At 71.0% G+C, this 20,115-nt stretch carries 14 protein-coding genes; 7 read left to right on the top strand and 7 right to left on the bottom strand.

Annotated elements, in window-relative coordinates; genetic code table 11:
• From CBP52_RS11085 to CBP52_RS11060, 7 genes are all read right to left on the bottom strand, one after another.
• Nucleotides 1–273 carry a type II toxin-antitoxin system Phd/YefM family antitoxin gene (locus CBP52_RS11085; protein ID WP_094180995.1) on the bottom strand — a complete coding sequence of 91 codons (273 nt, stop codon included), beginning with the start codon at nt 271–273 and terminating at the stop codon, nt 1–3.
• A 228-nt stretch (nt 274–501) separates the two neighbouring features.
• A complete protein-coding gene (locus CBP52_RS11080) occupies nt 502–1,662 on the bottom strand; it encodes a lytic polysaccharide monooxygenase (RefSeq protein ID WP_094180994.1) in 1,161 nt (386 codons plus the stop codon).
• 126 nt (nt 1,663–1,788) lie between these two features.
• Nucleotides 1,789–3,435: an SWIM zinc finger domain-containing protein gene (locus CBP52_RS11075; protein WP_157732582.1), complete on the bottom strand. Its 1,647-nt coding sequence runs from the start codon at nt 3,433–3,435 to the stop codon at nt 1,789–1,791.
• A 117-nt stretch (nt 3,436–3,552) separates the two neighbouring features.
• Nucleotides 3,553–4,890, bottom strand: coding sequence for a Fic family protein (locus CBP52_RS11070; RefSeq protein ID WP_094180992.1), 1,338 nt, complete (start codon nt 4,888–4,890; stop codon nt 3,553–3,555).
• A gap of 248 nt (nt 4,891–5,138) precedes the next feature.
• A complete protein-coding gene (locus CBP52_RS18510) occupies nt 5,139–5,534 on the bottom strand; it encodes a DNA/RNA helicase domain-containing protein (RefSeq protein ID WP_255407172.1) in 396 nt (131 codons plus the stop codon).
• The gene (locus CBP52_RS18505) at nt 5,491–6,972 is read right to left on the bottom strand and encodes a DNA/RNA helicase domain-containing protein (protein ID WP_255407171.1); all 1,482 of its coding nucleotides are present in this window, start codon (nt 6,970–6,972) and stop codon (nt 5,491–5,493) included. Before CBP52_RS18505 ends, CBP52_RS18510 begins: the two co-directional genes overlap by 44 nt.
• A 418-nt stretch (nt 6,973–7,390) precedes the next feature.
• Nucleotides 7,391–7,534: a helix-turn-helix transcriptional regulator gene (locus CBP52_RS11060; RefSeq protein WP_198303436.1), complete on the bottom strand. Its 144-nt coding sequence runs from the start codon at nt 7,532–7,534 to the stop codon at nt 7,391–7,393.
• 91 nt (nt 7,535–7,625) lie between these two features.
• Between CBP52_RS11060 and CBP52_RS11055 the strand changes: the two genes are divergently transcribed.
• The 7 genes from CBP52_RS11055 to brxL are packed head-to-tail and all read left to right on the top strand — an operon-like array spanning nt 7,626 to nt 19,999.
• Nucleotides 7,626–8,387, top strand: coding sequence for a hypothetical protein (locus tag CBP52_RS11055; protein WP_094180990.1), 762 nt, complete (start codon nt 7,626–7,628; stop codon nt 8,385–8,387).
• Entirely contained in the window at nt 8,384–8,941 is a 558-nt protein-coding gene (locus CBP52_RS11050) for a BREX protein BrxB domain-containing protein (RefSeq protein WP_094180989.1), read from the top strand. Before CBP52_RS11055 ends, CBP52_RS11050 begins: the two co-directional genes overlap by 4 nt.
• A 1-nt stretch (nt 8,942) precedes the next feature.
• The gene (brxC, locus tag CBP52_RS11045) at nt 8,943–11,786 is read left to right on the top strand and encodes a BREX system P-loop protein BrxC (protein ID WP_094180988.1); all 2,844 of its coding nucleotides are present in this window, start codon (nt 8,943–8,945) and stop codon (nt 11,784–11,786) included.
• Nucleotides 11,684–12,397, top strand: coding sequence for a hypothetical protein (locus tag CBP52_RS11040; protein ID WP_094180987.1), 714 nt, complete (start codon nt 11,684–11,686; stop codon nt 12,395–12,397). The genes brxC and CBP52_RS11040 overlap by 103 nt, the downstream gene beginning before the upstream one ends.
• Entirely contained in the window at nt 12,394–15,588 is a 3,195-nt protein-coding gene (locus CBP52_RS11035) for a hypothetical protein (RefSeq protein ID WP_094180986.1), read from the top strand. The genes CBP52_RS11040 and CBP52_RS11035 overlap by 4 nt, the downstream gene beginning before the upstream one ends.
• Nucleotides 15,585–17,948, top strand: coding sequence for a BREX-1 system phosphatase PglZ type B (gene pglZ, locus CBP52_RS11030; RefSeq protein WP_094180985.1), 2,364 nt, complete (start codon nt 15,585–15,587; stop codon nt 17,946–17,948). Before CBP52_RS11035 ends, pglZ begins: the two co-directional genes overlap by 4 nt.
• Entirely contained in the window at nt 17,945–19,999 is a 2,055-nt protein-coding gene (gene brxL / locus CBP52_RS11025; RefSeq protein WP_094180984.1) for a BREX system Lon protease-like protein BrxL, read from the top strand. The genes pglZ and brxL overlap by 4 nt, the downstream gene beginning before the upstream one ends.
• The last annotated feature ends 116 nt before the right edge of the window (nt 20,000–20,115 follow it).

The following is a 20,115-nucleotide window of genomic DNA, read 5'->3' as shown; positions in this document are numbered from 1 at the left end:
TCAGTGTTCGCCCTTCAGCTCGTCGAGCAGAGCGTCCACCTGCGCGTGCGTGTATTCGGGGCCACCGTCGTGCCAAGGAGCGGGTGACGCCGACGGCGGCGTGTACCGGCCCTCGCGGATGAGCCGGGACAGTCCCGCGGCGGGCTCGGTGTAGGCGGTGACACGCCAGCGGGGCTCGCCGCGCTCGGTCACGACGACCTCGTGGGTGGGCGTGACCTGCTCGAGCACCTGCGCGGTGTGCTGGTTGAGCTCGCGCTTGGTGACGGTCGACACGAAGCAAATGTACTACGCATGTCTGACGTGGTGCCGGGCGCAGGTGATCCGACAGATCACCGCGGGCGGTGTCCCGGTCTCGTCGTCCTTCCCCGCGCCACCTGCGGCCCCGGACCGACCGGGGCGTGCGTCTCTCGCGGAGTCGTGCGTCTCTCGCGGAGTCGCGCGGTTGACTGCGCGACCTGACGAGAGACGCACGACCTCGCGAGTTGCCGTGGTGCGTGCGGGTCAGCGGATGATGCAGCTGGCTCCGTTGAGGGTCGCCGCCTTGACCGGGGCGGGCGTGCCCGAGCCGATGAAGCCGAACGACACCGCGTTGTGGTGCGCGATCGTCGCGTTCCACGCGACGTTCTTGGCGGTGACGACCGAGCCCGACTGGGTGGCGTTCGCGTTCCACGCCTGCTGCACGGTCTCACCGTTGGCGAACGTCCACGTCACCGTCCAGCCGTTGACGGGCTGCATCGTCGCGTTGAACGCGGTGACCGTGCCCTGGAACCCGCCCGGCCACGCGTTGGAGACGTCGACCTCGATCTCGCACTGGCCGTCGGTCGGCGCGGGCGTCGTGACGGTCGGGGTCGGGGTGGGCGACGGGCTCGTGTTCGGCGTGCCGGTCGGACCCGGCGTCGGGGTCAGGGTGGGCGTGGGGGTCGGCGTCGGCGTCGGGGTGGGCGTCGGAGTAGGCGTCGGCGTGGAGGTCGTGCCGCTGAAGTCGACGTCGACGCAGTTGTAGAACGACTCCGGGCTGTCCGTGCGCTCCCAGATGTTGAACAGCACGTGCTTGCCGGTCTTGTTCGTCGGCAGCTTCACGTCCCAGTAGTACTCGGGTCCGGCGACCCCGCCCTCGCGCAGCGGCGGGTTGAGCACGCGGTCGAACGGCGCAGGCTCGAGGTCGTCCCAGCCGATCGGCTCGGACGGGTTCCAGCCGTCCTTCGTCACCCAGGTCGTGAAGTAGCCGGGGTGCCGGGCGACGGCCGCGTACTTGAAGGTGAGCTGCTGGCCGGGCTTCACGCTCGTCGTCGGCCACGCGGAGGACGGCGTGTTGTAGGAGGCGAACTTCGCGTCCGGGCCGCACAGCTTGCCGTCGGGGATCGTCTCGTGGCGGCCCGCGATGGTGCCGAGCAGGTTGCCGTACCAGTTGTAGAACGAGTAGTTGCCCTCGTTGGTGAAGGCGTTGACGCACGCGGCGTTGCGCGGCTTGATGTTGCCGGCCTCGCCGGCCGCGGCGCCGCCGGCCAGGCCGTCCTGGTAGCAGGCCCACGTGCGGGTCGGCGGGTCGGTGAGGCCGCCGTGCGCCTGCGCGGCGCTCGGGATGACGGCCAGTGCGATGGCTCCGGCGACGACCGCGGCGAGGCCGCGCCCGGTCCGGAGGATGGTGCGGTGCCGTGTCATGTCGGATCACCCTCGTTCGTGTGCGCGGCGTCCTCGCCGCAGGGTCAGCTACACCGGCTGGGGCGGTGTCCGTACAGGCTGCGGAGCCGACGAGTGTGCGACAACGGGCCGAATCGTTTCGGAAACTCAGCTCAGGCGCACCGTCCGGTCGCGCGTGACCAAGCCTGCGCTGACGAACCGGTCGATGCACGTCGGGCGGCGCCGGTTCGTCTCGACCACCTCGACCATGAAGTCCACGAACTCATCACGAAGGCCCGCGTCCTGAGCCGCGGTGCGCATCGCGACGAGCAGCCGCGCCGCCGCGGCGTAGCTCTTCGGGCCTGTCGTGCTCAGGACCTCGGTGACGATCCTGCGGTAGTGGGGCAGCGTCTCACCGGGATGCGTCCGCGCGCGCAGGCGGCACAGCTGCGGCCAGTCGTGCCGTGCGGCGTGCGGATCCGCGGTGGCGAGCGCCCACGCCTCGTCGTCGCGGCCGTCACGAAGCAGGACCGACAGCAACCCTGCGGGGTCGGCGCCGCGCAGCAGCTCCTCGGCCTCGGACTCATGCGCCGCCCACGTCCCTGCGGCTCGAGCCTGGTCCCGCAGCGCCAGGAACGTCGTCGCGCTCGGTTGCCGCTGCAGGTGTGCCGCGCGCATCTCGACCGCCTCGCTCACGGCGCCCGCCTCGAGCGCGCCGCGCACGGCCCGGTCGACGAGCCGCGCGTGCAGGTGGCCGGCGGGCATCGCCAGGCCCCGCCGAGCGTGTGCGACTGCCTCCGCGGAGAATCCGGCGTCGTCGAGACCCCTGACCACCTCCACCGCGGCCGCCTGCCCGGGCAGCCCGCGCCCGAAGGTCGCGACGATCGCGTCGACGTCCCGGTCCAGCACCGCGAGCCTCTGGCGCGCGTGCAGCACCGCGAACTCGTCGGTGCCGGATGCGTCCGCGCCGTCGACCAACCGGCGGTACTCGGACACGCCGTCAGCGCCCAGGGCGTCGGCGTACCGGTCGACCTCCGGGTCGAAGTCGTCCTGCTTCCCGTCGAACCGGAATCGGAACAACCAGGTCGCCACACGTTTGCGGTCCTTGGCCGACACCATCACGCCCGGCGCGTTCGCCACCCGCGCATGGACCGCCAGCAACCGGTCGACCACCATTCCGTGGCCGCCCGACGACGTGTCGCTGCGCAACGCCGCCCGCGTCACGAGCGTCAACGCGCGCTCCACGGCCTTCAGCAGCTCAGGCGTCGCTGAACGCTCCGCGACGTCTTCGATGGTCTCGACGAGGTCCAGCGCCGCGTCGGCGTACGCCTGAGCGGCGCCGTACTCGTAGAACGACCGACGCGGCGTCAGGACCGCGTCGACCTCCGCGGCGAGCCGTGCGACGTCGGCGCTGATCGTCACGTAAGCGCGCGAGAGCAGGTCCGCCACCTCCGGCAGCTGGTCGCGCGCCGCGTCGAGCAGAGCACGCAGCGCGGGTGCGTCGAGCGCGTCGAGCCAGCCCGTGATCTCGTCGGACTCCGCCGGCTCGTGGGCCCCCTGCCCGTCGTCCGCGAGCACGACCACGACGGCCGCCACATGCTTGCACAGTGCCCCCGACCCGCCGACAGGGCAGGTGCACGCGTAGTCCTGCAGGTCAGGGCGGATGTGGACCCGGTACAGATCGCTGCCCTGGACGTCGGCCTCCACCCGACCGCGGCCCGAGCGCAGCACCGTGACGCGCCCGCTGCGGGCGTACGCGCGGCCCCGCGACGCGGTGACCGCGTCCCACGCGGCGATGTCGTCGATGGTCAGCACGTGCACATCCTGCCGCGCGAGGCATGGCTCATAGCCGGGCGAACGGGTCGTGACGCGACGAGCCAGGGCCACCGTTCTCCAAGTTTGGTCCAAGCAGCACCAGATGTTTGGAGCAGTTCAGTCGGCGGGGTGCAGGCGATCCGGTAGGTCGCCGGGGGCCGACCAGGCAAAGTGCTTGCCCTCGCGGCGTCGGACCATGAGCCCCGCGTCCTCGAGTGCGTGCAGGTCCTGGCGGGCCGTCTCGATCGTCACGGCGTGACTCGTGGCGTGCGAGGTCGTCGTGTACGTGCCGCCCGGCGAACGCAGAGCGTGCTCGAGCAGGGCCAGCTGTCGGTGGTTGAACCGACCCTGCATCGTCCGGATGTCGCGTCGGGCCACCTGCATCTCCTCGGCCTTCGTGGCGAGGTAACGGTGCAGGTTGTCGATGGCGCGGTGCAGGACCTCCAGTTGGTGGAGGGCGAAGTAGGTGAGATCGCCTCCGTCCTGCTCGGTCAGCAGGAACGAACGCGCGTACTGCGCCGGCGCAGCCTTGAGGATCTGCGAGATCGTCAGGAACTCCGCGAGCCAGAACCCCTGGCGCAGCATGCTCCAGTAGAAGATGGCTCGGGCCGTGCGCCCGTTGCCGTCCTCGAAGTAGTGGTCGTAGCCCATCATGAAGTGCAGGACCACGGCCCGCAGGACCGGGGGGAGGTACGCGGTCCCGCTGTCGTCGTTCGCAAACGCGCACAGTGCGTCGAGGCGGGCGGGAAGCTGCTCGACCGGTGGCGGCCGGTGCAGGAGCTGGTCGCCGTCCCCCCACACGGACACCCGACGGTCCTGGTCGTCCTGGACCCGCCCCGCGGCCTCGGGGTCGTCCAGCGTCCCATCGGTCACGATGCGGTGGATCTCGAGCACCAGCTCGGGCGTCAGCTCGGTACCGCGCAGCTCGGTGACGCGTTGCATCGCGCGGTAGTTGTTCAGGATCATCCGCTCGCTGCGGTCCACCGGCGGGCGCCCCGAGCGGATCATCTCCTTCGCCACCCGGCGGCTCGTCGCGGCACCCTCGAGCTGGCTCGAGGTGATGGCCTCCTCGATGAGCGAGGACACCACATAGCGGTTGCGCGTGGCGGGGTTGGTGACCTGTGCGCTGACGCTGATCGAGCCCGAGGCGTTCCGGTTCACGACGTCGACCAGGCGCAGCACCTCGTCGGGCAGTGCATAGACGAACGGTCGGCCGGAGACGTCGCGCAGCGTCGGCAGCTCGCGCTGGACCTGGTGCCGGGCCAGCCTGACGGCGAGCCACCACTCGTCGTGCGTGAGCCCGTCAGGTGGTGTGCGGAAGCGCAGTTTGTCCCACGGGGCGTACTCGTCCGTGAGAGGCCGCGGGTCGGCGTCGAGCACGGCGGGGAGCCGTCCGGTGCGGGCCCCGTGCTCGAGGAGCACGTTGAGCGGCGGGGGAACCGCGGGCACCTTCATTGAAGCCTCCCGTGGTTGAGTGCGCTGCCAGTCGGCAGACTAGCCGTGCTCGGAAGTTTGCTCCAAGTGCTTGGAGTTGTTTGGAGCAAACCTGGAGCAGTCGCGGCCGACGCTGCCGACGAGGCCCCAGTAGCCGCCGACCACCCGGCGACGCGATGTCGAGCGGGCGGACCAAGGCGGGCAGGTGACGGGCCGTGCGAGGCGGGATGGGCGCCGTGCGCAGTCCCGGGCGGACGGCGACGCGCCGGTCAGCGGGCCGGATGCACCAGCGAGCCCAGGAGGTCGCGTGTCTCCGCATCCGTGGAGTGGATGAGGGTGCCGCGCATGCCTCGCGTGAGCAGGACCTTGTAGACGTTGCGGACCAGGTGTGCGAACTCGTCGTCGGACACGGTGGTGCGGCTACGGAAGTCCGGGTCGCGGTTGTGCTCACGCCGCGCGAACCAACCTCCCTGCGCACCGCGCCAGACGAGGTCTGGCCCCAGGATCACCCCGTTCCAGTCGTACTCCAAGCCCTGTGCGGTGTAGACGCAGCCGACCTGCCCGAACCCCGCCGGGTCGCTGGCCCACAGCGTGGCGGGCGGCGCACCGCCGACCGCCCGGTCACCGCGCAGGTTCCACGGCCGCGACCAGCCGTCGACGCGCACGTCGGACCAGTGAGCCGTCCGAGCGGGGGTCGGACCACGGCCAGCAGTACCCGACGGTCATGCGTGCCCCGTACCCGGCGTCGCGGTACGCGCCGAGCCGCCCCTCGAGCTCGTCGGGGGAGTCCACCACGTCGACGACGAAACCCGCGTCACCCACCCACGGCACGGGACCGACGCCCGGCTCGCGAAGCCCCAGCAGCCGCAGCACCCAGTCGATGTACGCCTGCGAACCACCCGCGCGGAACTGGGCGTCCAGGTGCACCTCGTGCACCGGCAGCGCGCGCCGCGCGGCCGCGGCCCGGATGTCCGCGGGTGACCCGAGCTCACCCGGGCGCACCACCTGGTGCTGGTCGAGCAGGAACACGGGCACGCGGGCGGCGTCGAGCAGCTCGTCGACCTGCGGCCGGGCGCGCTCGCGCAGCCGCGCTGGCGTGAACCGCTGAACGGACTTCTCCCGGATGCGGTGCGCCTCGTCGAGGATCAGCACGTCGAGCCCGTTGCGGTCCGCCTCCATGAACGCGTTGAAGTAGGTGAACAGCTTCGCGGTGCGCGGTGAACCGCGACCCGCGACCTTGCGCAGCGTCTGGGTGAACGAGCGGGAACCGGTCGCGTGCAGCACCGTGCGGCCCTCGCGAGCGAGCTCGCCGAGCAGCGACAACGCGATCACGGACTTGCCGGTCCCCGGCCCGCCGGTCACGAGCACCACCGACTTGCTGTCCGCCCGGCGCGCCTGGGCGACCTCCCGCAGCACCAGCTCGAACGCGACACGTTGCGCGTCGACGAGGACGAACTGCTCACGGTCGCGGATCTCGTCGGCGGCCACCCCGAGGAGCTGACGTGACGGGCCGACAGCCGAGGACAGGAACGCGTCTGCGACCTGCGCCGACTGTGCCCCGGTCGCGTCGACCGACAGCACGCTGCGCAGGTGCTCGTGCAGCCGCCCGCGGCGCTGACCGGTGAAGACGGGTGCGGGGCTCGGACCGGTCAACAGGTCCGCGACGGGCGCGTCGGACGCGTTGTGCAGGTAGGCGAGCCCGGTAATCGTGTGCGGCGCGTCCTCGAGTGCCCGCACGAAGTCTGCGAGGTACCGCACATAGTCCTCGACCTGCACGGCCGGGTGCAGCACCGGGCAGTACGGCGCACCGGCGACGTCGACGAGCGTCGTGGACTCCTCCCAGCGCCGCGCCTGCGTCCACTGCTTGAGCTCGACGACGACGTACGACGGCTCGCCAGTACGCGGGTGCACCCCCGCGAGCACGGCATCCGTGCGCTTCGAGCTGAGCGGCAGCCGGTGCTCGAGCAGCACCTCCACGTTGACCAGGCCCGCATCGGTCAGGTCCCGCGCGAGCGCGGGCACCGAACGGCGCCACGAGCGCCGCTCCGAGGGGCCGGGCGGGACGCCCTGCGCTGTCAGCAGGCTCGCGAGGTGGCGTTCCACGGCGGAGTCGTCGTCGGCGGTGGCGCGGGCGATGGCATCGCCGCGATAGCGGGCGGTCGGCACGGGAAGTCCCCTGGGCAGCACGAGGGTCGTGCGGCGGGGACATGTCCCGGCGCGTCGTCATCAAGACGAGCGGGGAGGTCCGTCGGTTACCGCTGGTCGAGCCCGACGATAGTGGCGAGCACCCCGATCGTCCCGCAGGCACGAGGAGCAGCCACCCTGCGTGTGAGAGGAAATGGCCAGGAGCCGTGGCCGATTCTTCTCACACGCGCGGCCCGGGAGGGCGCGGGTCGTACTCGATCTCGTCGACGCCGGAGAACAGGTCGACGACGCTGACGTCCAGGGCGTCGCACATCGCGAGGAGCACCGACAGGTGGGGGTTCCACGGTGTGCGGCTCCGGCGGTCGGAGAGACCCGCCTAGATAAGCCGGACGTGGTTGCGGCTGATGCCCGCGGCCTGCGCGACCTTCTCCTGCGAGTGGCCCGCTGCTTCGCGCAACTCACGCAGGCGGTGACCCAGGGCCCGCGACAGGTCGGCGTCGGCGGGTGGAACTGAGGGCACGCGGACCACCGTGTCTGCGGCCAGCGATAGTGTCAGCCATGTCAACATGGCCATGCCGACATGGCCTCACCGCGACGCTGGAGCCCGCTCGATGACGCCGCCCGACCTCCTTGAACTGGGTCACCGCCGCACGACGTCGAGCCACACCATCTCGCTGCCGTATCTGTCCGACCTCCTCCGCTTCGTCCCTGCTGGGTCGTCGTACGACGAGTACGCGCACGCGATCGTCGAGCTCAACATCCTCGGTCGCCCCACCCACACGGGCCGGCTGCGTGTGCTCCGGCATCTGCGCGAGCTGTACGGCCTCGACGACGAGCCGGGATTCCGGTTGCTGCGCGAGCTGTACGGTTCCGCGCCGGACGAGCTGCCTCTGCTCGCAGGGCTGCTCGCTCTGACGCAGGACGAGTTCTTGCGTGCCTCATGGCCGGCCGTCGAAAGCGCGGACCGGGGTGCGCGCGTCGCATCGTCCGACCTCGCCGCTGCGATCGAGTCGGCGTTCGGCCGTGACGTCGCGGAAGACACCTACGCCAAGGCGGGTCGCAATGTCGCGGCCTCGTGGACGCAGACCGGCCACCTGGCGGGTGCGCGGGTCAAGACCCGTGCACGCGCGACGAACGGGCCAGCGGCAACGGCGTTCGCGGTCTGCCTCGGATATGTCGCGGGGCGCCGGGGACCGGGCCTGCTCGACACGCCTTGGTTCGCCGTCCTCGACCTGCCCGACGAGGAGCGGCGCGACGCACTTGATGGCGCGCACCGGGCCGGCCTCATCGACGTGCGGTCCGCCGGATCGGTCTTGGAGATCGACCCGACGGTGCTGCTCGTGCGTGCGCGAGCAGGGAAGGACAAGGAATGAGTGATGCGTCCCAGCGGGTCGACGCGTACTCCCGCGAGCTGACGCTGCCGTGGCGCCAGGGCATCTCGCCCGCGGAGCGCGTCTGGATGCTGCCGTATCCGCCGGGAGACGAGCGCCGGATGCGCGCGCAGGTCGGACGGCTCGATCTCGCGACTCGGCAGTCCGGTCGGTCGTGGGTGCTTCACGACGTGACCGACGCGTTCGGCCGATGGCTTGCGCATCACGAGTACGCCGAGGCGTTCGTCACTGATCCGACGGACCTGACCTCGTCGGTGCTCGAGGAGTTCGAGGCGCACGTCGCCACCGGCCTGCGCGCGGAGCTCACCGACCCCGGGACCGGCGAGGACACGGTCGTCGCGCTCGTCGGCGTCGGGGCGCTCTACCCGTTCGTGCGCGTGAGCCGCCTGGTGCAGGCCGTCGCCGACGACATCCGCGGCCGGCTCCTCGTGCTCTTCCCCGGCCGGTTCGACCCGGCCGGCCACACCTACCGGCTGCTCGACGCGCGGGACGGCTTCAACTACCGCGCCCTGGCGATCCTCCCGACGAAGGACTGACGTGACCCTCAACCACGAGCTGTTCACCAAGGACCCCCTCGACTACACGATCCCCAACGACGGGGTGTCGAAGGTCGGGCGGCCGGACGACGAGAAGCAGTGGGACGTCCTTCGCTACGAGCTGGAGAGCTTCGTCTGCGACGGCGAGTACGCGATCGGGCTGCAGCGGATCCTGTCGTCGTTCGCCACGCACGTCGGCGAGGGCGACCAGCCCGCCGCCTGGGTCTCGGGGTTCTACGGCAGCGGCAAGTCCCACCTGGTGCGCGTGCTCGAGCACCTGTGGGCGGACACCCGGTTCCCGGACGGCGCGAGCGCTCGCGGGCTGGCGAACCTGAGCGTGCCTGTGCAGGACGCCCTGCTCGAGCTCAAGAACGTGGCGGCGCGCGCCGGCGGCCACCCGTGGGCCGCCGCGGGCAGTCTCGACACCGCGCACGTCGACCAGCTCAACGCGGCGTTCCTCGCGGTGGTGCTGGGTGCGGCGGGTCTGCCGGACAAGATCGCGCCCGCGAGCCTCGCGCTGTGGTTGCACGACGAAGGGCTGTACGACGAGGTCGTCTCGCGCGTGCAGGCCGCGGGCAAGGACCCGATCGTGGCGCTCAAGACGTTCCACCTCTCGCAGGAGCTGGCGCAGGCCGTCCTGGCGGTGCGCCCCGACCTGGCCGAGTCGCCGGTCGGGCTGCGGCAGGCGTTCAAGGCGCAGTTCCCCGACCTCACGCACATCTCCACGGGCGACTCCGTCGAGCTGCTGCGGCGGGTCCTGCTCCGCGTCGGCGACGGCGTGGTGCCGCCGACGCTCGTCGTGCTCGACGAGGTGCAGCAGTACGTCAACGACGACGCCGACCGCGCGATGGCGGTCCAGCACCTGGTCGAGGCGGTGTCCAAGGGCTTCGGCGGTCGTGTGCTGATCGTCGCGACCGGGCAGGCCGAGCTCGTCGGGAACCCGACGCTCGAGAAGATCAAGGACCGGTTCAGCGTCCAGGTGCACCTGAAGAACCAGGACGTCGACGTCGTCGTGCGGCGTGTGCTCCTCTCCAAGGAGCCGGCGCGGCGCGGCGAGCTGCAGTCGACGCTCGACCGCGCTCAGGGCGAGATCCGCCGGCACCTCTCGGGCTCGAAGCTGCAGCACCAGAGCACGGACGACGAGACGCTCGTCGACGACTACCCGCTGCTGCCGAACCGCCGTCGGCTGTGGGAGGACGTGCTGCGCCAGGCCGGCCGCACGGGCCAGCTCCGCTCCCAGCTGCGCGTGGTGCAGGAGGCGAACGCCAAGGTCGCGCGCCGCGCAGAAGGGACCGTCGTCGGAGCGGACTTCCTGTTCGAGTTCCAGCAGGACGCGTTCAACCAGACCGGGCGTCTGCTCAAAGAAGTGCAGACGCTGATCAACGACCAGCTCACCCAGCCGGACGGCGAGCTGCGGTTCCGCCTGCTCGGGCTTGTGTTCCTGGTCAACCAGCTGCCGAGGGACGGTGCGAATGACCGCGGCGTGCGGACCACGCAGGAGCACCTGGCGGACCTGCTGGTCGAGGACCTCGCGTCGGACGGGGCCGCGATGCGTCAGCGTGTCCCCGTCCTGCTCGAGACGCTCGCGCGCGAAGGCGTCCTCCAGGAGCGCGACCACGAGTACTTCCTGCAGACCAAGGCCGGCCAGGAGTGGACGCAGGACTTCGAGCGGCGACGCTCGTCGATCGCGGTCGACGCGGTTGTCGTAGCGACCGAGCGCGAGAAGGCGCTGCGCGAGGCGGTGACGAAGGCCCTTACCCCGTTCGTGATGCAGGACAAGCAGCGGCGCAACCTGGCGCTGCAGTTCGGCGACGTCGAGCCGCAGATCCTCGACACCATCCCCGTCTGGGTGCGAAGTGGGTGGAGCGTCAAGCCCAAGCAGTTCCGCGAGCTGGCTCGCGGTGCGGGCCAGGACTCACCGCTGGTGTTCGTCCATCTGCCTCAGGTCGCGTCCGACGAGCTCAAGGACGCGCTCGCGGACCAGACGGCCGCGCAGCAGGTGCTCGACACTCGTGCGGCGCCGACGACCGACGACGGCCGGGAGGCGCGGCAGGCGATGGTGTCGCGCCGCGACGCGGCGAAGCGCCGCGTCGACCGGCTCGTCCACGACGTCCTGGCCCAGGCGACGGTCGAGCTCGCCGGCGGCGGCATCCCGCAGGGCACCACGCTCGCGGACCAGGTGGCGTCTGCCGCCGGGCGTGCGGTCACCCGGCTCTACCCGCAGTACGAGCCCGCCGCGCACCAGGGATGGGCACAGGTCGTCGCGCGCCTCAAGCAGGGCAGCACCGAGGACGTGCTGCGGCCCGTCGGGCACGAGGGTGCCGTCGACCAGCACGACGCGACCAAGCTCGTCCTCAGCCTCGTCGGGCCTTCGGGTGCGGACGGTCGCAAGGTCGAGGACGCGCTCGCGGCCCGTCCGTACGGCTGGGGTGGCGACGCGATCAAGGGTGCGATCGGCGCGCTCGTCGCGACCGACCACCTCACCGCCACGATCAACGGAGCCCCCGCGACGGCGAAGGCGGTCGCGACCCTCACGAGGTTCGGGGCCTGCATCTGCGGCGTGAGTCGGTGGTCATCACGACCGTCGACCAGATCCGCGCCCGCAAGCTCGTGCAGGCACTCGGGACCGTGGGTCAGCAGCCGTCGGCCGCGCCGCTCCCGGAACAGGTGCGTGACGCGGTCGCGTCGCTGGTACGGCGCGCAGGTGCCGTCTCCGGGGACGCCCCGCTCCCGCAGATTGCGGTGCCTGCGGCGATCCAGACACTCGCGCAGGGCTCGGGCAACGCGCTCGTGCTCGACGCCCTCGCCGCCGAGACCGAGCTCGCGGACTTCGCGGACCAGGTGACCTCGCTCGAGTCGCGGCGCCCCGCGCGGCTGCGTGCCCTCGACCGAGCGCGGTCGTTGGCGGCGAGCGCGGCCCCGCTGCCTGCCGCGACCACCGTGTGCGAGCGCCTCGCGGCGTTCGAGCAGGGCCGCGAGCTGTTGGCCGCCGACGACCAGATCACGACGATCGAGCGCGACCTGGCCGATGCGGTCCGCACCGGCTTGGCGGACGCGTGGCAGGAGTACACGGCGACCTACACCGAGGCCTTGGCCGCCCTCGAGAACGCCGCGGCGTGGCAGTCGCTCGACGAGTCCAAGCGGTCCGCGCTCCGCCGCACGCATCAGCTCGAACCGCTCGCGCCCCTCGACCTTCCCGACACCGATGCGGTGCTCACCGCGGTGCGCGCGCGCCCGTTCGCGGGCTGGCGCGACCTGCGCGACGCGCTTCCCGCCCGAGTGTCTGCCGCCCTGACCGCCGCGGTGCGCGAGGCTCAGCCGCGCGCGGTCGTCGTCGGGACGCCCGGAGCGACGCTCGCCACCGACGCGGATCTCGACGCCTACGTGGACAAGGTCCGCGAACACCTTGCTGCCCAGCTCGCACGGCACGGCACGATCGTGGTGAAGCCGTCATGAGCGACGTGCTGAGCACCGCGCAGCGCAACGCGCTCGACAAGGCCGTGCAGCGTGCGCGGCAGGTGGCAGAGGCCGCTGCGGGGGAGGAGCTCGGGCGGCTGGCTGTGGCGGTCAAGGAGAAGCCGTCGTACCTGACCGACGATGACGCGGCGCTGCGGCGCGGGCTCCGGGCAAAGGCCCGTCAGCTCGGTGACGAGCTGGACAAGCCTGATGCGGACGTGGGGCTCCTTCGGGCCGATGTGGCCTACGAGCAGTGGCACCGGTTGCTGTTCGCGCGCTTCCTCGCCGAGAACGGGCTCCTGCGCCACCCCGAGCACGACGTCGCGGTCACCCTGGCGGAGTGCGCCGAGCTCGCGGCCCACGAGGGTGAGCCGGACGGCTGGATGCTCGCGGCCCGTTACGCGTCGCACATCCTCCCCGGAGTCTTCCGGCTCACCGACCCGGCGGTGCAGGTGCGGTACTCGCCCGAACGCCGTGCGGAGCTGGAGCGGATCGTCGAGGACCTGGACGCCGACGTGTTCCGCACCGAGGACGCGCTGGGCTGGGTGTACCAGTTCTGGCAGACCGCCGAGAAGAAGCGCGTCAACGAGGCGGGCGACAAGATCGGTGGCGCCGACCTATCTCCGGTGACGCAGCTGTTCACCGAGAACTACATGGTCCGCTTCCTGCTCGAGAACTCCCTCGGTGCGTGGTGGGCCGCACGCCATCCGGACTCGCCGCTCGTCGAGGGCTGGGAGTACCTGCGCCGGCTGGACGACGGCACCCCCGCGGCCGGCACGTTCGAGGAGTGGCCGACCACCGCAGCTGCGGTCACCGTCATGGATCCGTGCTGCGGCTCGGGCCACTTCCTGGTCGCCGCGTTCGGGATGCTCTGGCGCATGCGCGCCGAGGAAGAGGGTTTGTCCCCGGCCGACGCCCAGGACGCCGTCCTCCGTGACAACCTCTTCGGCCTCGAGCTCGACCCGCGCTGCACCCAGATCGCCACGTTCAATCTCGTCTTCGAGGCGTGGAAGCAAGGCGGCTTCCGGGGCTCGCCAGTGCCCCAGATCGCGTGCTCAGGCGTCCCGGTCCACGCGGCACGGGACGAATGGATCGCCCTTGCAGGGGCGAACGAAGAGTTACGATCCGCACTCGGAAGGTTGCACACGCAGTTTCGGCACGCCGACACGCTCGGGTCACTGATTCAGCCTCGTGGCGACCGCGAGGAGGGAGTCCTCCTCGGCCGCGACTTGCGAGGCGACGACTGGGACATTGTCCAGCGGACCCTCCGAGTGGCTTTGACTGGCGAAGGCGTCGAGCAGGCTGTTCTCGGTATGGCATCGAAGGGAATTGCGGAGGCCGCAGCGCTCCTTTCCAGAGAGTACGTACTGGTCGTCACAAACCCACCATTTCTTGGGCGGCCAAAGCACGCGAGCGTCCTGGCCGACTACTGCGCGGCCGTCTATCCGGCCTCACAGCACGACATTGCCTTCGCGATCGTCGAACGGTCGTTCGCGATGGTGTCACAGCAGTCCGGCAGCGTTGCTGTTGTGACCCCGCAGTCGTGGCTGTTTAAGTCGAGGCTCGAGGGCTTCAGGCGGAAGGTGCTCGTTGAGCACACGCTAAATGCAGTCGCTTGGCTTGGCGAGGGCGGCTTCTGGTCGGGTGCAGCTGCGGGCGCTCTCGTGAGCTTGGGCATTTTCTCGGCTCGGCGGCCGAACAGTGACTCTTACACGGCGCTCTCGGCAGAGGCATTACGAGGTCCGGACACGAAGGCTGAAGCTCTCCGCTCATGCGAGCTTTCGCGCGTCTCGCAGGCTACGCAGCTCGACAACCCTGGCGCGGCAATCATGGAGAAGCCGCTACGTGGTCGACGCTTGGGTGAAGTCGCGTCGAGCAATCAGGGGATCAAGACTGCGGACAACCCCCGCTTCTGGCGGGAGTTCTGGGAGCTGGCCGATCCCGACACCGGCGGCTGGAGGCGCGTGCAGTCGTCCAGTAAGGAGACGGTCGCCTACGGCGGTCGCTCGGGGGTTGCCTTCTGGGAAGACGGTTTCGGGGCGATGTCTGAAGTGACTCAAGATGGTGCAACATTCAGAGGTAAGGCCGCATGGGGCCGAAGCGGCGTAGCCGTCGCGGTCATGCGGAACGTGTACGCGACTATCTACACGGGCGAGATATTCGATGGTTCTGCTACGGTCCTCATTCCGCATGAGGCCAGCGACCTTCCGGCCGTCTGGCGTTTCTGTTCCTCGCCCGAGTTCAAGGCTGCTCTCAATCTGGTTGATAAAGACATCGCCAAGTCCACGGCGAGCGTGGAGGCAGTGCCGTTCGACGTGGAGCGGTGGAGGCAGGTCGCGGACGAGACGGGCGGCATTCCACAGCCGGAGTCGCACGATCCGACGCAGTGGCTGTTCGATGGCGGGCCAGCGGCGTCGTCCTTCCCGCTCCAGGTCGCTGCAGCTCGGCTCCTCGGATATCGCTGGCCCGACCAGCAAACCGACGCGCTAGACGATCTGCTCGACGATGACGGGATCGTGGCACTGTCCGCGCTGAGCGGGGAGTTGGATGCGGCGTCGCGGCTGCGGGCGCTCCTTGCCCGGGCACACGGATTGACGTGGTCGGCTGCGCTGGAGCAGAGAGTGGTGCGAGACGCCGGTGGTTCGTCCGGGAGCATCGAAGAGTGGCTGCGCGACAGATTCTTCGAGGACCACTGCAGGGTGTTCCAACAGCGGCCGTTCCTGTGGCAGATCTGGGACGGGCGCAAGGACGGGTTCTCGGTGATCGTGAACTACCACCGCCTGGATCACGCTACGTTGAGCAAGCTGACGTTCTCGACGCTGGGGGCGTGGATCGAGAGGCAGAAGAACGAGGCCGCTGAGGAGCGTCCGGGCGCCGCGGAGCGGCTTGGCGCGGCGCTGGAGCTGCAGCGCAAGCTCACGCTGATCCTGGACGGTGAGGCGCCGTACGACGTGTATGTCCGCTGGAAGGAGATGCACGAGCAGCCGATTGGGTGGCACCCAGACCTGGACGACGGCGTGCGGCTCAACATCCGCCCGTTCGTCGAGGCGGGCGTGCTCCGGTCCAAGGTGAACGTGCACTGGCGCAAGGACCGCGGGAGGAACCCCGACGGGTCGGAGCGGATCAACGACCTGCACCCCACGCTCGAGGAGCGGCGCGCGGCTCGTCGTGCCGCCGGAGTACCGTTGTGACGACGGTTCGCGCCGAGATCGGGGCGGCGCTGCGTGCACTCGCGTCGCGGTTCGACGAGAGCTCGCAGGTGGCACCCGCCGCCGTGCTGTGGGCCGATCCCGAGCGGGTGTGGGAGCGGGTGATGGGGCGGGTGCAGGAGTCCGTTCCCGTGCTCGTCCTCGCGGAGAGCCACGAGGCCGGGACCGCGGCGGGTCCCGCGATCTGGATCCGTGCCGTGCTCGCCACGGCCGAGGACGCGCCCGCGGGAGCCGCTGACGCGGTGGTCGGGCTGCCGGACACGCTCGCGGCGCGCGGGGAGGGCAACCCCTGGGTCGTCTACCTGCCGGGGGTGTCGCCCGGCGACGTGGTGGGGGACGGGCCGGCGTCGTCCGAACTCGCGCCGCTCGTCGAGCTGGCGCACCGGTCGCGGTGGTGGCTGCAGTCCAACCAGCAGCCGTGGACGCCGCAGGCGTTCCTGCGCAGCCAGGACGGGCTGCGGCTCAAGGTCGCGCAGGACGGGGCCACGCGTCAGGCGATCACCGACGTGCTGGACGTGCTGCTCGACCAGGACGTCGAGCGGCTACGCGAGCACACGGTCGACGCGTCGCGGCTGCTCTCGCTCGTCGTGCCCGACGACGTGCGCGAGCTGCTCGCCTGGATGAACGACCCCGATGCCGCTCGCGCGCGGATGCAGGCAGCGGGCACGTGGACCGCCCTCGTCGGGACCGTGCGTTCCGCCTACGGCCTGGATCTCGCGAAGGACACGGTCATCACGGCGGCCGGCGCGCTCGGGCGGCGCGACGGGCGCTGGGCGCTGGCGTGGCAGCGGTACGCGGAGACCGCCGCGCAGTACCCCGCGATCCCCGACCTGCTCGACAAGGCACGTCCCGCCGACCTCCTGTTCGGTGGGGCCGACCCGCACCCGGACTCGTGGCCGTCGGCGGACGCCGAACGCGAGGACGCCCTGCGCGTCGCGCTCGCGCAGGTGGCGAACAGGGGGACGCGCGACGAGGCCGCGGCGCGGCTCGTCGCGCTCGATGACGAGCACGTGGGCCGGAGGGGGAACGTCTGGCACCGGCTCGGGCGGGCGCCGCTGCTCGATGCGCTCGGCGCGCTCGCCCAGGTGGCGCGCACGACGGCCGAGCCATTGCCGCACGGCGCGGTCGCGGCGTGGGCGCAGTGGTACTCCGAGGGTGCGTTCCGCGCCGACGACGCCGCGCTGCGCGCGCTGGCTGCGGCGTCCAGCGGCGCTGATCGAGATGCCGTCGTGAGGGCCCTGGGTGCGGTGTACGACCCGTGGGTCGACCTCGTTGCCGGTCGGTTCCAGGAGGCTGCGCTCAGCAGCGGGTACGACGGTTCGGTCGGAGTCGAGGCCGCCCAGGGGACGTGCGTGCTGTTCGTCGACGCGCTGCGGCTCGACGCCGCGCACCGGCTCGCCGACGTCCTGACCGCGCGCGGCTCGACGCCGACGTCGACCACCCGGCTCGCGGCGTTCCCGAGCGTCACGCCGACGGGACAGCCTGCGGTGGCGCCGCTCGACGAGCGGCCCGGACCCGGACCGGACTTCGCGGCGGGCGACGCGCAGGGACGCGCACTGAAGGGCGACGTGCTCAAGCAGGCGCTCGCCGCCGGCGGCGTGCAGTACCTCGGCGCCGGCGAGACCGGCGACCCGGCGGGGCGCGCCTGGACCCAGACCACGGCGATCGACGTCATCGGGCACGCGCAGCACCACGCGCTCGCGAGCTACCTCGATGCCGAGCTGGCGAAGGTCGCAGACCGCATCGAGTCCCTGCTCGCCGCCGGGTGGCGGCGCGTGCTCGTCGTGACGGACCACGGCTGGCTGCTGCCCGCCCGGCCAGCGCGCAAGGTCGAGCTCCCGCAGCACCTCACGCACGGTGAGGCCGCGCGCAAGCCGCGTGCCGCGCGGCTCAAGGCCGGGCAGGACGTCGACGTGCCGACGCTGCCGTGGACGCACGACCCGACGGTTCGGTTCGCGAGCCCGCCCGGATCCGCGGCGTTCCAGGCGGGCGTGCTGTACGAGCACGGCGGGCTCAGCCCGCAGGAGTGCGTGACGCCTGTGCTGACGGTCGAGGCGGGCGGCGGGCCGACAAGCGTCGAGGCGCACATCGAGGCGGTGAAGTGGACGAACGCCCGGTGCCGTGTCGATGTCGTCCCGCCGGGCGACGGGCTCGTCGTCGAGGTCCGGCTCACACCCGGGGACTCGTCGACCTGTGTCGCCGGTCCGGCCGCGGTCCGTGACGGCGAGGCGAAGGCGCTGGTGCAGGACGACGAGGCGCTCGGGCGGCCGGCGTTCGTCGTGCTGCTGTCCGCCGACCGTGTGGTCGACCAGCGTAGGACGACCGTGGGAGGCGACGCATGACCGACCGGCTCGCACTCGACGAGGTCGACGAGCTCGCTGCCCGCGCGTTCGAGGGGTTCGTCGTCAAGAAGGACCTCGCGCACCGGTTCAAGGGCGCGTACCCGGTCCCCACCTACGTGGGGGAGTTCCTGCTCGGCCGCTACTGCGCGACCACGGACCCCGACGAGATCGAGGAGGGGCTCGCCGTGGTCCGGCGGCTCCTCGCCGACCGAACCGTGCGCGCAGGCGAGGAGGAGCTGTTCAAGTCCCGCGCGCGCGAGCGCATGACGATCAAGCTCATCGACCTCGTCAAGGCGCGCCTGGACGCGAAGTCCAACAGCTACCTCGCGGAGCTGCCGAGCCTGCAGCTCAAGGACGTCCGGATCTCCGATGCGCTCGTGCGTGCCAACGAGCGCATGCTGACCGGTGGCTTCTACGCGGAGATCGACCTGGACTACGACGCGGTGATCGCGGAGGAGTCCGGGGGACGGCCGTTCGGGATCGCGACGCTGCGGCCCATCCAGCTCTCGACGCGCGAGTCCGTGGAGCGGCTGGCGGCGGGACGGGCCGCGTTCAGCACCGCGCAGTGGAAGCACCTGCTGCTGCGCTCGATCGGGTTCGAGCCCGCGCGCCTCACGCCGCGCCAGCAGGACGTGCTGCTCCTGCGGATGGTGCCGTTCGTGATGCGCAACTACAACCTCGTCGAGCTCGGCCCCCGCGGCACCGGCAAGTCGCACCTCTTTCAGCAGGTCTCCCCGTACGCCCACTTGATCTCCGGCGGCAAGGCCACCGTGGCGCGGATGTTCGTCAACAACGCGACCGGGCAGCGCGGGCTCGTCGCGCAGTACGACGTCGTCTGCTTCGACGAGGTCTCGGGCGTCTCCTTCGACCAGAAGGACGGCGTCAACATCATGAAGGGCTACATGGAGTCCGGGGAGTTCTCGCGGGGTCGGGAGTCCATCCGCGCGGACGGGTCGATCGTGCTCGTCGGGAACTTCGACGTCGACGTCTCCCACCAGCAGCGGGTCGGTCACCTGCTGTCGCCGCTGCCGCCCGAGATGCGCGACGACACCGCGTTCATGGACCGCCTCCACGCGTACGTCCCCGGCTGGGACGTCCCCAAGCTCGATCCGTCCTACTTCACCGCGAACTTCGGGCTCGTCTCCGACTTCCTCTCTGAGTGCTGGTCGCGCCTGCGCACGCAGTCCCGGCTCACCGCTGTGCAGGGCCGGGTGAACTACTCCGACGCCTTGTCCGGGCGTGACCTCGCCGCCGTCAACAAGACTGTCGACGGTCTCCTCAAGCTCCTGTATCCGGACCCGGAGTCCGAGGTGCCCGACGAGGAGCTCGAGTGGGCCGTGCGGCTTGCGCTCGAGGTGCGGCGGCGGGTCAAGGAGCAGCAGCGGCGCATCGGCGCGGCGGAGTTCCGCAACACGCAGTTCGGATACCGCATCGGGGAGGGCGTCGAGCAGTTCGTCGCGACCCCCGAGCTCCAGAGCCCGGACACCATCGGCCTCGACCCGCTGCCGCCGGGGCAGGTCTGGGGGCTGTCCGAGGCAGGTGGCGACGCCGGGCCGGGGCTGTATCGGATCGAGGTCAACGACGCGCCTGGCAGCGGGGTTCGACTCGTCAACCAGGCGGCGCCCGCGGCGTTGCGCGAGAGCGTCAAGCTCGCCGAGCAAAACCTTGTCTCCGGCGCGCGAGGTCTCATAGGCGATCGCGACGCTCGCGAGCACGAGCTCACAGCACAGGTGCGTGCGCTCGACGCTGCCAAGTCCGGCGCGGGGCTCGCGATGCCGATTCTGCTCGCCATGGCAGGCGCCTTGCTGCAACGGCCGCTGCGGGGAGGGCTCGTCGTCGTCGGGAACCTCACGCTGGGAGGCGGCGTCGAGACGCTGCTGAACCCCGCGGCCCTGGCGGAGCTGGCCATGGAGAAGGGCGCGACTGCACTGCTACTACCCGTGTCTGCACGGCGCGCGTTGGTCGACGTGTCCGACGAGGTTGCGACGAAGGTCGCGTTCGTCTACTACACCGACGCGCGCGACGCCCTCCTCAAGGCTCTCGACGAGTGACCATGCTCCGTGGCTTGACCGTTTGACGTGAATCGCTCGCCGTTCGACTGCGGCGAGCCCGCGCTCGACAGCCGCCTCGTGCTCATGGAGCTGCGCGTGATGGTTCGCGTGCGAGC

Source organism: Cellulomonas sp. PSBB021, assembly GCF_002240455.1.
Classification (GTDB): domain Bacteria; phylum Actinomycetota; class Actinomycetes; order Actinomycetales; family Cellulomonadaceae; genus Cellulomonas; species Cellulomonas uda.
Note: the sequence above shows the minus strand (reverse complement) of the source record. Positions and strands in the feature narration are given on the sequence as shown.